Origin of the sequence: Paenibacillus sp. FSL R7-0272, assembly GCF_037969905.1 — a bacterium.
In the GTDB taxonomy this organism is placed as follows: domain Bacteria; phylum Bacillota; class Bacilli; order Paenibacillales; family Paenibacillaceae; genus Paenibacillus; species Paenibacillus polysaccharolyticus.
Genome location: NZ_CP150221.1, coordinates 5,091,089 through 5,106,622, shown reverse-complemented (window position 1 = coordinate 5,106,622; position 15,534 = coordinate 5,091,089). Strand labels below are relative to the sequence as shown.

5 protein-coding genes and 1 pseudogene are annotated in these 15,534 nt (G+C 38.0%); all 6 read left to right on the top strand.

Going from position 1 to position 15,534, the window contains the following annotated elements; all coding sequences use genetic code 11:
* Positions 1-383 precede the first annotated feature (383 nt).
* The 6 genes and pseudogenes from MKY23_RS22490 (at position 384) to MKY23_RS22465 (ending at position 15,513) form a co-directional block, all read left to right on the top strand.
* A complete protein-coding gene (locus MKY23_RS22490; RefSeq protein WP_339832348.1) occupies positions 384-1,871 on the top strand; it encodes a lyase family protein in 1,488 nt (495 codons plus the stop codon).
* A 37-nt stretch (positions 1,872-1,908) separates the two neighbouring features.
* Positions 1,909-2,913: pseudogene (locus tag MKY23_RS22485) on the top strand (cysteine synthase family protein); the annotation flags it as partial.
* A gap of 63 nt (positions 2,914-2,976) precedes the next feature.
* On the top strand, positions 2,977-4,191 hold the full coding sequence (locus tag MKY23_RS22480) for an ATP-grasp domain-containing protein (RefSeq protein WP_222592236.1): 1,215 nt from the start codon (positions 2,977-2,979) through the stop codon (positions 4,189-4,191).
* Between the two features lie 10 nt (positions 4,192-4,201).
* The gene (locus MKY23_RS22475; RefSeq protein WP_154959627.1) at positions 4,202-5,239 is read left to right on the top strand and encodes a GntG family PLP-dependent aldolase; all 1,038 of its coding nucleotides are present in this window, start codon (positions 4,202-4,204) and stop codon (positions 5,237-5,239) included.
* Between the two features lie 38 nt (positions 5,240-5,277).
* A complete protein-coding gene (locus tag MKY23_RS22470; RefSeq protein ID WP_339832342.1) occupies positions 5,278-6,486 on the top strand; it encodes an ACP S-malonyltransferase in 1,209 nt (402 codons plus the stop codon).
* Positions 6,487-6,513: 27 nt separating this feature from the next.
* Positions 6,514-15,513 (top strand): aminotransferase class III-fold pyridoxal phosphate-dependent enzyme, encoded by a 9,000-nt coding sequence (locus tag MKY23_RS22465; protein WP_339832340.1) that lies wholly within the window; start codon positions 6,514-6,516, stop codon positions 15,511-15,513.
* Positions 15,514-15,534: the final 21 nt, after the last annotated feature.

The following is a 15,534-nucleotide window of genomic DNA, read 5'->3' as shown; positions in this document are numbered from 1 at the left end:
ATGTAATATTATGATATATAATTTATTGGTATAGGATGACGCTTCAGTTTCGATATCATATGCAATACAGGTAACACGAGTAATATTAAGGAATTAATTGTTACTAAATAGAATAATTTGGTGTTTATTATTGAAAACTAACTATCAATAATGTATATTTAATCTATATTATAAAATTATTAGTTTTATTTGAATGATTAGTATCTATTGATATATATTAAGATAATTGAATCTGTCTCCCACTCAGAACTGTGAAACTGCCTCTGTTCTATAGATCTACATCCCTACTATTTTTGAATGTTCATTTGCATATTAGATCGAATTGTGAATTTAATATACGTCCCAAAATGGATAGAAACTAGAAATTCAAAGGGGTGCTTGAGATGTCCAATGCATTTACGGGTAGAATTGACAATTTTCCTAAAGAAATATTGCATGATGAAATTTTAGAGCCACAATTCAATTATGAAGTAGAACATCTTTTGCAGTACTACATTCAAATTGAACAAGTTATGTTGTTAGAATACGTGAAAATGCAATGTGTTAGTAAAAATCAGGGTGCTGAAATCAACAATATTTTAACGTCAATTACCAAGGATCTATTAGTTGCTAGTCCTGAAAATAATATGTCTGATATTCTGTTTGCTATTGAAAAAAATGTTGAAAGCTCTTTGAGTGATCCAGTTCCTTATTGGCATGCCGATAGGAGTCGAAATGACGTTCAGGCATGCGCTCAACTGATGTTTGCTAGGCAGGAATTGCTACAATTGATCACAAAACTGGGCTTCCTAATAGATGAAATACTGAATTTAGCGAAGCAGTATACAGACACTCCGATGCCAGGATATACTCATTTTCAATCCGCACAGATTATTACTCCAGGTTTTTACCTTTCCGCTATGTTGGATGAACTGATACAAATACATAAAAATTGGATACAAACGTATGACAATGTCAATAAATCTCCGCTGGCAGCTGGTGCAATGGCTGGGGTGGAATTGAACTGGGATCGTGATGCACTTGCTCGCTTACTCGGCTTCAGTGATACAAACAACAATGCTTTACGATCCGTGGCCTCGAGACAATGGGTTCTACAAATATCTGCTGAGTTATCCGTGTTTTCCGTTTTGATTTCAAGATTTCTTACGGATCTTATGTTATGGGGGAGCAGCGAATTTCAGTTTATTGACTTACCTGGAAGTCTATCAGGTATTTCCTCTGCCATGCCTCAGAAAAAGAATTTCCCTATTTTGGAACGAATCAGAGGAAAGTGTTCTCATTTAGCCGCTTTTCATAACAACTTTATTTTAGGACAGAAAAATACTCCATATTCTAATTTGGTCGAAACCTCAAAAGAAAGTAGCACTTACTTCATAGACCTCTCCCACACAAGCCAATCTATACTCACTCTCTTAACACTCGTTATTCAACACCTGAATTTTAAAGAAGATAGAATGTTATCCATTTGTAAAAAGGATTATTTTGGTGGATTCAGTTTAGCTAACTTTTTGACGATTAGAGATAACATTCCTTATAGAAAGTCTCAAGTTATAGCTGGTCGCTATATTATGGAAGCCATGCGGTTAAATCTTTCACCCCAAGATTACAATGTGCATATTCTTGAACAAAAATGCGCTGAAGAGGGATTTAGTATTCAAAATCCAGCGGAAATACTTTCTTTGTCTTTTGATGTGGAAAATAATCTGAATTTAAAAACATCATACGGATCTACTAATCCATCCATGGTGAAAACAAGAATTGAGCATCAATTGGAAGAGACGACGCAATGTAAAAATAACTTGGAATCTAGAGTAGCGAGTCTCCTAAGCTCCCAAATAGAACGGGAAAAACAATTAGCACGTTTTTTGTAAAAAACAAAATAGCAGGGGGATAATTATGATTGAGAATATGGTAGGTATGATTGGTAATACACCTCTGATTCAATTGAAAGTGAACGCCTCCCCAGTGCATCCAGGAAAATGTTTTGCAAAATTAGAACTGATGAATCCATTTGGCATGAAAGATCGCGTTGCCAAAAGAGTCATTGAGTGTGCTAAGAAATCAGGCGTGTTAAAAGAAGGTGCCCCTATTATCGAGAGTTCTTCAGGAACAATGGCTTGTGGACTTGCACTGGTCGGACGTTGTATGGGACATCCTGTACATATTGTTACAGACCCTCGTATAGATAGGGTAACCCATGCGAAGTTAGAATCTTTGGGATGCAAGATTCATATTGTATCGAAAATGGGGGTAGAGGGAGGTTGGCAATCAGCACGTCTGGAGATGTTAAATTCTTTACTATTGCAATACCCTGATGCTTTTTGGCCACGGCAATATGAAAACCCGGAGAATCCTAACGCTTATGAAGATATGGCGATGGAGATCGTAAATGATATTGGTAAAGTAGATATTCTCGTAGGTTCTGTAGGAAGTGGGGGTTCATTGTCCGGAGCAGCTCAAACGTTAAAAAAATATAATCCGAATCTGAAGGTAGTTGCTGTCGATGCGGTTGGCAGTGTGATTTTCGGTCAACCGGATCAACCAGGACGGCTGCAGGGCGGATTAGGGAACAGCTTAATAGCTCCAAATGTCAATTTTAATATCATTGATGAAGTCCACTGGCTAACTGATGAGGAAGCTTTTAATGCAACCCTGCAACTTGCTTACCAAGAGCAAATTTTCGCAGGAAACAGCTCTGGCTCTGCTTATCATGTCGCCAAGTGGTTAGCATCACAAGCAGAGGAATCCTGTAATGTCGTTGCGATTTTTCCCGATCGGGGCGACCGATATGCCAACAGTATCTATAACCAAGAATACTATGAAAAAAACAACTTATTTATAGGTAGAACACAAACGGAGCCTAAATATATCGAGTTAAATACGGTCGCTGATTCATGGTCATATACTTCTCTTCGAAAGAATCAGCAGCTTAGTAAATGTCTTGTTTTTATTGAATCAAATACAACAGGGACGGGAATGCAGGCATTGCAAAAGGCAAGGGATTTAAATTATGAACCTATACTAATGGCTAGAAATCCAGATATTTATCGTAATCTAAATCATGATCTTTGTGTTGTTATAACGGCTGAGACAAATGATAAAGCGAGTTTGTATCAGGCTCTGATGAAAGAGAATATCCCATCCATAGCAGGAATTATGACAACAAGTGATTTTTACTTAGAAACGGCTGCTGAAATTGCTGGATATTTTGAACTTAAGGGTAATAGTCGTGATTCAATACATATTTGCCGGAATAAAGCTCTATTTCGAGAGAAACTCAATAAGTGCAATGTAAAACAACCTGAATACGACATCATAACATCAGAATCGGAGTTATATTCACTTCGATCAAAAATCGAATTTCCCTGTGTATGTAAAGTTGCAGATGACAGTGGGTCCAATAATGTACTTCTGTGTTCTTCATGGGAAGAATTAGAGAAACATGCTCTGAAAATTTTGAAAATGGAGTTCAATGGACGTGGTCAAAGAACGGTGCAAACCGTACTCGTAGAAGAGTACATCGAAGGGCCTGAATTTAGTGTTGAGATGTTTTCATGGGATGGTGTCGCTGAGTGCATTGGGATTACGGAGAAAGCTGTAACTGGAAGCCCTTACTTTGTCGAACATGCGCATATATTCCCGGCAAAAATATCTAAAGAAATGGAACATCGCATTATAGATATGGTCACTTCCACACTTCAAGCCGTTAAATTCACATATGGTGCCTCACATACTGAAATTAAACTAACCGATAGAGGGGCATATATTATCGAAACGAATGCTCGATTGCCTGGGGGTATGATACCTGAGCTTGTCAGAAACGCTACTGGTATAGATTTGTTGAATAGCCAGATTCTCTGTTCTGTGGGTATAAAACCGGAATTTAAGAACGAGAATCTGGGAGTTTCGGGAATCTATTTTCTAACGGTGAAGGAATCTGGTGTCTTGCGGAGCATTAATAACCTGAAGCCAATTCAAGAGATGGCCGAGGTGAAAAGTATTTCTGTCTATGTAAATGAAGGGGATGCTGTACAGGTACCTGAAAATTTCTCGCACAGAATTGGACACGTTATTGTTGCCGGCAATTCTTATGAGGAAGTAAATCAATTGTTAAAGCAAATTGAACAGTTGATAACGTATTCCGTCGATCCACTGCCCGTTGGCCAAAGAACATTAATCTCGAATGGATAAGGAGCAGAATATGATTGAATTTAGAAGTGATACCTTTACCCTTCCTACATCAAGGATGATGCAAGCTATACAAAGTGCAACTCTTGGAGACGATGTGTACGGTGAAGATCCTACAGTCAAAGAACTGGAGGAGAAGACGGCTTTAATCTTAGGAAAAGAAGCTTCTATATTGATGCCTAGTGGTACTATGGCAAATTTGTCATCGATTATGGCACATTGTGCTAGGGGATCAAAAATACTCGTGGGGGATGAAAGTGATATCTACATCTATGAAGCTGCAGGGGCATCCGTATGTGGAGGCATTATGTACGAAAAAATTCCCACTATGTCTGATGGGACACTGCGTATCCAAGACTTGGAGGAAGCATTTCCTAAGGATGTAGACGATCCTCAATTCGCGCTCCCATCACTAATTTGTATTGAAAACTCGCATAATCGAATGGGTGGAAAGGTTTTGCCGCTATCGTATCTCGAGGAGTTGAGTGCTTTTTCAATCAAGAAAAAGATACCAGTTCATATGGATGGAGCAAGACTATTTAACGCAGCAATTTCATTAGGGTTAGCGCCGAGAGAAATTACAAAATTCGCAGACACAGTACAAATTTGTTTATCTAAAGGATTATCTTCTCCGATCGGTTCTATGGTTGCCGGTTCAAAAGAGTTTATCAATAAAGTTTATCGAATTCGAAAAATGTTGGGAGGAGGTATGAGACAAGCAGGAATTATAGCAGCTCCTGCGTTAATTGCCTTAGAGGAATACATGGACAGATTAACTGCGGATCATGAACATGCAAGGATGTTGGCCGAAGGCTTGGCTAGTATACCTGGTGTGATCTTAGAAACGAATAACGTTGATACAAATATTGTCTTCTTTCGTGTTGAAGCATCCATACTCACAACAGAGATTTTTATCGAAGAAGCAACAAAAAGGGGATTAAATCTAGCAGAACTAGGCACGAACAGAATAAGAATGGTTACGCATTCAGGGATTAACTCTACGGATATCAAAAATGCACTTAAAATCATACATTCTATATTAACAGGATAAGACGTAGAAATGATTTTCAAGAAAAGAGGGAGGATACGATGTCATTAGCTTTAATTTTCCCAGGTCAAGGCTCTCAATATATAGGTATGGGAAAGGAACTGTGCTCATCATTTTCCCTAGCAAACGAGACTATTAATGAGGCAAGTGAAATCATCAAGATGGATATAACAAAGTGCTGGAGACCGGATTTTAATCTGGATAATACTCGGGATGCACAACCTATGATTCTTGCTGTCAGCATTGCAGCATTTCGAGTTTTTCATCAAGAAATTGGATGGAGTCCCTCTGTAGCTGCTGGTCACAGTTTAGGAGAATATGCCGCACTGGTCAGCAGTGGATGCATCTCTTTCAAAGAAGCTTTAAACATTGTAAAAGTACGAGGCGAATTAATGCAAGCAGCTGCGGAACAATTTCCTGGACGAATGATTGCGGTGATGCATTCCAATGATTCAGACGTAGAAGGAATTTATGATCGTATAAGGAAACGTTGGAGAAATTTAACCCTTGCATGTCATAATTCAAAATCAAATAAGGTTTTTTCAGGAACGATCGAAGCTACAGAGATGTTTATAGACTATCTTAAAGATAAAAATATCCACTATAAAGTGATTAATAACTCAGGTGCATTTCATAACGACACGATGCAAGATGCGGCGAATAACATGTTTGATATATTAAATAATATAAAGGTGAACAAAGGTGATTTCCCAGTTCTATCAAATATAGATGCTCTTCCTCACACGGTGAATACGTTGAGAAAAATGCTTGTGCTACAAATTACTAAACCAGTCCGATGGAAAAATACGATGGATAATATAGTAAAATATGGTGCAACATCATTTGTCGAAATCGGACCGAGGAAAGTGTTAGGAAATATGATAGATGATGATAAGAAACATTTCCCATATGTATCCTTTTGTACAAGTAAAGACGTTGATCAGGTGAAAATGATAATGGAAAAACAGAAGGATCATTCAGTGACGACTAGAAATGATTTTTCTTTTTCTTCTATTAATCAATTACTAAATCACAGTATGGTGATGAAAAATTATAACCCTACTGATGCGAATTATGCTGAAATTCAAAAAGTTTATCAAAAGATAAATGATTTGAAGAACAATGATCCCCTCAATTCAAATCGTGATAGACAAATCATCCAATATATATTGGAGGTATTTGCTTTAAAACATACTCCATCGGAAGAACAAGAGAGCTTCAAAACGAAATGGCTGAGAGAGAATGCATAAAATAAAATCACAGTGGGAGTTGTTGAAATGGATTTTCCTACTTCTTTAATAGAGGCTTTGAAAAGAGTTAGTGAGATCGAAGATCGCGGTATTAACTTCATCAATGGAGACAGCGATACAACATTCATTTCTTATAAACAACTGTACTTCGAGGCACTTCATACGTTGGAATACCTCAATAGCAGAGGGGTAAGCGTTGAGGATGAATTGGTTCTTTATTTCGAAGAGAAGGACATGAACAGATTTGTAACCTCCTACTGGGCATGTATTCTCGGAGGTATCATTCCTGTTCCCTTGGCTACAGGAGGTAATAATGAGCATAGGAAAAAATTATTTGAAGTTTGGGCAACTCTCAAAAATCCATACATAATCACAGATCAATCGATATGGAATAGATTATTGTCCAAATCGGTAATTGATCCGTATTCTCTGAGTATGCATGAGAGGGTGTTGTTTTATGAGGACAAGGATTCAAAAGCTTATGATCAACATCATTCTGGTGTATCTAGAACAAGCGAAGAAATTGCATTTATCCAATTCTCTTCCGGATCAACAGGGACTCCTAAAGGTGTCGTTTTAACCCATCAGAATTTAATGTATAACATCAAAGATATTACGACTCAATTAGGTATTACAGCAAAAGATTCCACGTTATCATGGATGCCATTAACACATGATATGGGATTAATTGTATACCATCTCTTGCCTTTAGTTAGTGGCCTGAATCAACATCTGATTGCTACTTCAACATTTATTCGCCGTCCTATGTTATGGATGAAAAAAATCAGCGATTATAAAATCACCTTTACTGGCTCTCCTAATTTTGGCCTTAAGTATTTATTTTCCAAATTTAAAAAAGAAAATGCAGAGCATTGGGATCTATCGAGTTTGAAAGTTATTCTAAATGGAGCGGAGCCGATAGCGCATCAAGTTAGTATGAATTTTATGCAATGTTTAGCCCCATATCAGTTGAGAGCAGACGCAATGTTCGCAGCATATGGACTAGCTGAAGCATCGGTGGGGGTTGCAGCAGGGAAATTAACGTCAGAGCCGCTGTTACTTCATAGAAAATCACTAACGATCGGTAACGCAATACATGTAACTGACGATCAAGAAGAAGGCTTATCAGTTGTTGATGTAGGTACTGTTTTTGAGAACTGCGATTTGCGGATCACAGATGATAATGATGTTGTAGTCCCCGATCGGTTTTATGGACATATTCAAATAAAAGGGAAAAATGTAACCCAAGGTTACTATCGTAATGAGGAAGCTACCCTCAAACTTAAAACGTTAGATGGCTGGACTAGAACAGGAGATTTAGGTTTTTTTGTAGATAGAAAATTGTATGTGATTGGAAGATATAAAGATATTATTTTTGTTAATGGTCAAAATGTATACCCACATGATATAGAAAGAGTCGCTGAAGGATTTGAAAATATTGAGCTCGGGAAAGTGGCTGCATGTGGTGTTTACGACACAACGACAAATGAAGATCAAATCATTCTTTTTGTGGTGCATAAAGATTCTTCCAAAGATTTCTCAGCATATGCTACTCAATTAAAGGGTTATATCAATGAACAGACAGGATGGAAAATTTCAGATGTGGTGCCTGTTCGACAGTTACCTAAAACGACGAGTGGGAAAGTGCAGCGATACAAGTTAGCAGACGAATATTCCAGTGGCATGTACAATTCTCGATCTGTACCCAGTAATGAAGCAGTCGATGGGGAAAGTCGAGTAGCCAATCAAAGGCCCAAAGAACATGTTGAAGAATTGGAAAAGAAACTTGTAAAGATATTTAAAGATGTATTGTCGATCCAAGATGTAAACAAACATGATCGTTTCTTCGAAATAGGAGCAACTTCTATACAATTAACGGAGATTGCTACTCAATTAGAAGATGAATTAAACATTGTTATTCCGACATCTGACTTTTTCTCGTATCCAACAATTAATCAGTTAGCGAATTACCTCTTAGATACTGAAAGTCAGGAAATAGACGTTAAGTCGAAAACAAAACGACAAAAAGAAGTTAATGACCTCTCACACTTTAAGAAAAATGACATTGCGATCATTGGAATGTCAGGTGAATTTGCTGGAGCGGCTGATTTAGATGAATATTGGAGATTAGTTGCTACAGGGCAAGATGCGATCAGCCCTTTAAGTGATGAAAGAGCTAAGGATGCGCGTCTATTTATAAATAGAAAGAACGACGAATTTACTTTTGTTGAGGGCGGGTTTCTTGAAGAGATCGATAAATTTGATTATTCATTTTTTGGAATGACACCTAAAGAAGCGGAACTTATGGATCCTAATCAACGGTTATTTTTACAAACGGCTTGGCACACCCTTGAAAATGCTGGATATGGAGGAGGGCAGCTATCTGGACGTCAAGTTGGTGTATTTGTAGGGGCGTCAAAGATCGGCCAAACCTATGAACAATTATTAATGGAAAGTGATAACGTCTCCGTAGCACAATATGCTGTTGGTAACCTTTCATCCGTCATATCAGGTCGAATTTCATATTTACTTAATTTTAAAGGGCCAGCAATAACAATCGATACGGCCTGCTCTTCTTCACTAGTAGCCGTGCATATGGCATGTGAAAGCATTATACGAGGCGAGAGTGAACTGGCCATTGCTGGAGGTGTAAGGACACTTCTCCTTCCAATCAAAGCAGGAATTGGTATGGAGTCTTCAGACGATCGAGCTAGAAGCTTCGATGATGATTCTGATGGTACAGGAACTGGAGAAGGAGTAGCCTCTATTTTATTAAAGTCGTTAGAGCAAGCGATTGAGGATGGGGATTATATCCACGCAGTGATCAAAGGAAGTGCGATTAATCAAGATGGAGCAACCGTAGGTATGACTGCTCCTAATACAGAATCTCAGACGAATCTTATTTTAAAAGCATGGCAAAACGCTGAGATTGAACCAGAAACCGTTTCTTATATTGAAACACATGGCACAGGGACTCCTTTAGGTGATCCAATAGAGATTAACGCGATAAGTCATGCGTTCCAGAAACATACTTCCAACAAACAGTTCTGTGGAATTGGATCAGTCAAGGCCAACATTGGACATCTTTATGAAGCAGCAGGTATTGCTAGTCTAATAAAAACCATCCTTTGTTTACAGCATAAAGAAATACCACCATTAACCCATTTTAAAAAACCTAACCGTAACATTCATTTCTTGAGTACTCCATTGTACGTTCCGACAACTTTGACAAATTGGCAAACCAACAACGTACCTAGACGCAGTGGTGTAAGTTCGTTTGGGTTTAGTGGTACGAATTGTCATGTTGTTCTTGAAGAATACAACCGGATGGAGCAACCTATTCCCACTGAAAAAGATGACTATCAATTATTTACCTTGTCAGCCAAGACTCATGATTCATTGTACGAATTGGTAAGAAGATACACAGAATTTTTTTCATGTAATGTTAATTACACACTAAAAGAAATTTGTTATACGGCTAATATAGGTAGAACTCATTTCCCACTGCGGATCGGTATCGTTGCGCACACGTTTGAAGAGTTGAGATCGAAACTAACAGAAGTTCTAAGTTCAGGAGGACTCATCCCAAAAGAGCATGTGGATGAGCAATCACGTATTCAGGATTTTTCTCAACAAGCAAACGAGATCTTAGGCAAATATGACACTCAGACTCCAATAAGCAAAAAAGACATAGAAATTTTATGTGAGTGCTATGTCCAAGGTGCAAATTTCGACTTGTATAAAGGCGATTCCAAACTAAACAAAGTGCCTCTACCTGTGTATCCGTTCATGAAAAAGAGATGCTGGATAGAACGAACTGAAACTTCAAGAGAGGAAGCGGTTCGTAATGAGGGCATGGTGGAGGAGGATCGAAGTGTGAAAAAAACATTAAAAAATACTGCGGATCATAGAGACCTTCTTAAAGAAATATTTCAAAAAATAACTGGATTCTCCAAGGATGAGATCGACACAGACTCCCATTTTTTAGAGATGGGTATAGACTCTATTATGTTGAATCAAGTCAAAATCAGTATCATGAAACAATTCTCAGTAGATATTCCCGTAAATTTGTTATTTGAATCCGTTACTAGTTTGAACAAGTTAAATAAATATATTACGGAACATGCTCCAGTGCTGGAATCAGATGATGTTCAAGACTCAAATGAAGCATCTCGAATCCTAACCTCCAAAAATGGTATTAGATCAGCATCGGCAAATCGCTCAACTGATTCAAGCTTCTTAAGCATTATGGAACAACAAATTAATCTGTTAAATAATCACCAGAAAAATTTAAATGAGATTTTCAATCAACAACTAGAGCTAATGAGAATGGAACAGGGCAGTGCTGTAGAACATGTTTCCCCATCTGTTTCGAGGAACAACGACAGTGATCGCGGAGAATTAAGCATTGAACATAATAAGGAGCATATGGATATTGCGCTTCATGCTGATCCGCAACCCGAACAAAAGGTGTTTGTACCTTTCCAACCTATTGTTATTAATTCCGAAAGTGGTCTGTCTAAAGAGCAACAGCACTTTATGGATTCTTTCATCGAAGAATATACAAAGAAAACAAAGCAGTCTAAAGAATACACACAAACTTATAGAAAAGTACATGCTAATAATCGAAATGCCTCAGGTTTTCGTTCATATATGAAAGAAATGGTATACCCCGTGATTGCAGAAAAATCAATGGGTTCGAGACTATGGGATCTGGATGGTAATGAATACATTGATCTTACGATGGGATTTGGCGTGAATTTGTTTGGTCATAATCCCTCATTTATAACAGATGAGTTGAAAAATGAAATTAGCAGTCAACCCGCTCCTCTTGGGCCTATGTCTAATATAGCAGGTCAGGTATCCGAGTTAATACGAGAGATAACTGGCTGTGAGAGGGTTGCTTTTTATAATTCTGGAACTGAAGCAATTATGGTGGCTATCCGATTGGCTAGAGCACAGAGTGGACGTTCCAAAATAGCGCTCTTTTCTGGATCATATCATGGAACCTTTGACGGAGTTCTGGGCGTTGCCAATATGAATGCAGATGATGGAGAAGCATTGCCGATGGCCCCGGGTATCCCTGAAAGTTACTTGAAGGATGTTCTCATCCTGAATTATAACAGCCCACATGCATTAGAAGTTTTAGAGCGATATAAAAATGAAATTGCTGCAGTGGTAGTAGAACCAATCCAGAGCCGCAGACCCGATCTGCAACCTAAGGCCTTTATCCAAGAGATCAGAACCCTGACAGAGCAGTCTGATATAGCATTGATTTTTGATGAAGTTATCACGGGTTTTCGGATTGATATGAGGGGTTCCCAAGGATGGTATGACATCGAAGCTGATATCGCTGTCTATGGAAAAGTTGTTGGCGGTGGAATGCCGATCGGTGTCGTTGCGGGAAAATCTAAATATTTGGATGTAGTTGATGGAGGATATTGGGAATTCGGAGATGACTCCTATCCACCACATGCTAATATCAAAACATTTGTAGGCGGAACATTCTGTACTCATCCGATAACAATGAAGGCGGCATTAAAAACGTTAGAGTACTTAAAGGATAGAGGGCCGGGTCTGCAGAGGGAATTAAACGAACGCACTAATAAACTAATGCTTACTTTGAATGAGTTCTTTAAACAAGAAAACATTCCTATTCATATGGTCAACTGTGGATCACTCTTCAGGTTTGTATCGTTTGTGGATATTGAACTGTTCTATTATCTGATGATCAAAAACGGTGTATACATTTGGGAGGGGCGTAACTGTTTTTTATCAACAGCACATACTGAAGAGGACATAAATAAAATTGTGCGCGCTGTTTATATGAGTATATTTGAGCTAAAAAGAAATACTTTTTTTCAACACGAGCCTAGCCTAGACAGTCCACTAAGGGAAGCTGAAAAAAAAAGCGAAGTTTACCCCGTTACAAGTGAACAAAAACAATTATGGTTTGCTTCCAAAGCCAGGCAGCATCAGTCTGCTGCATTTACTGAAAGAGTAGCTCTGGAATTAAAGGGTTCTATAGATCTGGAGAACTTAACGAAGGCGATCCAGACCATAACGAGTAGACATGAAGCCCTTCGAACCGTCATAGACCACAGTGGAGAGCAACAAACGGTCCTAAAATATAAAAATGTAGAGATTCAAACCACAGATCTTACAGCAGATCAAAGAACAGCGAAAGATCTCGTATTTAAGGAATGGATGGTTACAGAGAGTGAGAACCAGATGGAACTTAGTCCGGATTCTACGCTGACGAAGTACCATTTGCTTAAAATGGAAAAAGATCATCATATTTTTGTTATGTCTTTTCATCATATTATTGCGGATGGCTGGTCTATTTCTGTCGTTGTGGACGAACTTCATAAGTTGTATAGCGCGTACTCTAGCCATGAACATGATCTCATTGAATTACCTGCGCCGGGTCAATTTAGAGAATATCTAGATTGGCGTGAGAAGCAGGTTAATACTTTGGAACATATCAAGGCAGTGCAGTATTGGAAATCAATCTTTGTAGAACCGGTTAAAGGTATTGTCATTCCGTCGATTACTGAAGGCATGTTAAAGAGAGAATATCAAGGTAAAAGGATTCATCTTAAATTGGAAAAATCAGTAACTGACAAACTCAGAAAATTGAGTATTCACTCTCAAAATAGTCTTTTTGTTACTTTATTTGCTGTATATAAAGTCTTTGTACATCGTTTAACAGGCTATTCAAAACTTGCTATAGGTATTCCTGTGTCTGGTCAGGCACAAATGCAAAATTACAATTTGATTGGGAATTGCGCAAGCGTTCTACCGGTGGTCAGTAAAGTAAACAAGGGAGGCTCTTTTAGGGATTATTTAGCGTCCCTGAAAGAAGTGATGAAGGAACTAGAAGACGTGAAGAAGTTTCCATTCTCTATGTTCATTGACTCATTAAACTTTAATCATGTACCCGAATTAAATGTTTTATTTAACATGGACAGGCCAATTTTAAAAACAAAATTGCATGATCTGGATGTTAAACTCATTCCAACTCCAATTCAATACTCCAAATATGATCTCTTCATGAATGTGATGGACGTAAACGGAGAGCTTTGGTTTGAATTAGATGTCAATACACAGCTTGTTCAGGAGAATGAGATAGATCTGTGGGTGAGTTATTTTAACGAACTTGTTTCCCGTATCACGGAAAACGAAGAGCTGCATTTAGAAAACATTATCATTGAACACGAGTTAGAGCACAGGATGAAGGCATTAGTTTCTAAGGAGCATACGTTAGATAGCTCCATATCAAAACAGGATGATTCCCTTCAAGCAGTTGATTCAAATTCGGAAAATATGTCGATTACTGAAAAAAAATTAACTGCAATTTGGAAAGAGATTTTATCCATTGGAAAGATTGGGGTACACGATAGTTTTTTTGAACTCGGGGGGAATTCATTACAAGCCACAACGATTTTCTCTAGAATTCATAAAGAATTTAATATATCTATCCCTTTAAGTGAATTGTTTGTTTCTACAACCATTCGTGCAATGAGTAGATATATTGAAAATTGCGAAGGCTCCGATCAAACAGAATATACACCTATTCCTAGTAGAGATATACTTTTGGCGGAAAATGAAAATAAATTACTTGAACCCCATTGTTATCCTCTATCGAATGCTCAAGAGAGAGTGTGGTTTAGGGCACAGTTTACTGGGCATGCATACGGCGACGTATATCTGTATGAATTTAAAAATGAATTGCATATCGAGAACTTTCAGCAGGCTGTAAACATCTTAATTGAGCGGCATGAAATCATGAGAACCACAATTACCGAGGTAGATGGAGTATTCTATCAAAAAGTTCACCATCTTTTGAAGCTTCCCTTTGAGTATGTGGATCTGGCTCATTATTCAGATGAGGAACAGCGTGAGCGTGTTGCTGAAGATACACAGATACAGAAAATTACAGAATTTGATTTAACCTTGGAATCCTTTTACCGTTTGAAATTATATCGTTTAGCTGATCAACAATTTATATTTTTGCTATCAGTACATCATATTGGCCATGATGGCTGGTCCCATTATGCCTTTTTGAATGACTTGTTCAAAATATATTCCTCTTTAATCCGAGGAGAAGATCCCTATAAAATAGCTCAACCTCGTCAATATGCAGATTTTTCGTTATGGCAGCACAAGCAAATTACAACTAAACGAGTTGAGAAACAGAGGGAATATTGGAAAGAGAAGTTGCACAGATCTGCCCCTGTTCTTCAATTGCCAGGCGATTCTGAGGAGAAGATAAAAGAACAGGAAACGATCTCAGAGATGTGCAGATACACTCTTACACCAGAATTGACTAAAAAAATATATGATTTAAACGTTTTAAGTGGGAGAACTACCAATTTTATTACAGTCCTCGCTGCTTTGAAAATCTGGCTGGCTCATGTAACGGATGAAACTCTGATAACGATAGGTTCGACTCTTTCTGGCCGTACACATCCAGACTTGGAAAGCATGATCGGTTTATGCATTAATCCAGTTGCTATGCGTACTGAGTTATCTGGAAATCCAACAATGCAAGATATTCTACAAAGAGTCGCAGATACATGTGTTGGAGCATACGCGAATCAAGAGTATCCTTTTGATATGGTTATGCAGGATCAGTATGGTATGCATGACCAGATTAAGTCGTTATATTCCGTATGTCTTATCGGGCAAAATGCCCATACGACGAAACTTCAGAACAATGAGATTGATGTTCGATTCTGCAACTTGGATGAGTTTCAAACCAAGGGAATGGATATCACGGTTGGTAGTTATGAAATGGATCAGAATGAAAAAACAAAATTAGATTTGTTGATTTATTTGTTCGATAATGATGATCAACTCTTGTTTGAAATCTATTATAACCACAATAAATTTTGTACAGATACAATCCAGAATTTTTTTGAGCAGATTGAGCAAGTTCTCGATCAAATGGTGAATTCCCCGAGCATGAGGTTATCACAAGTTAAGTTAAATGATGATACGTTGTTGCAGGAACTGTTCAACTAAAAATTTACCGGCAGAGGGTGT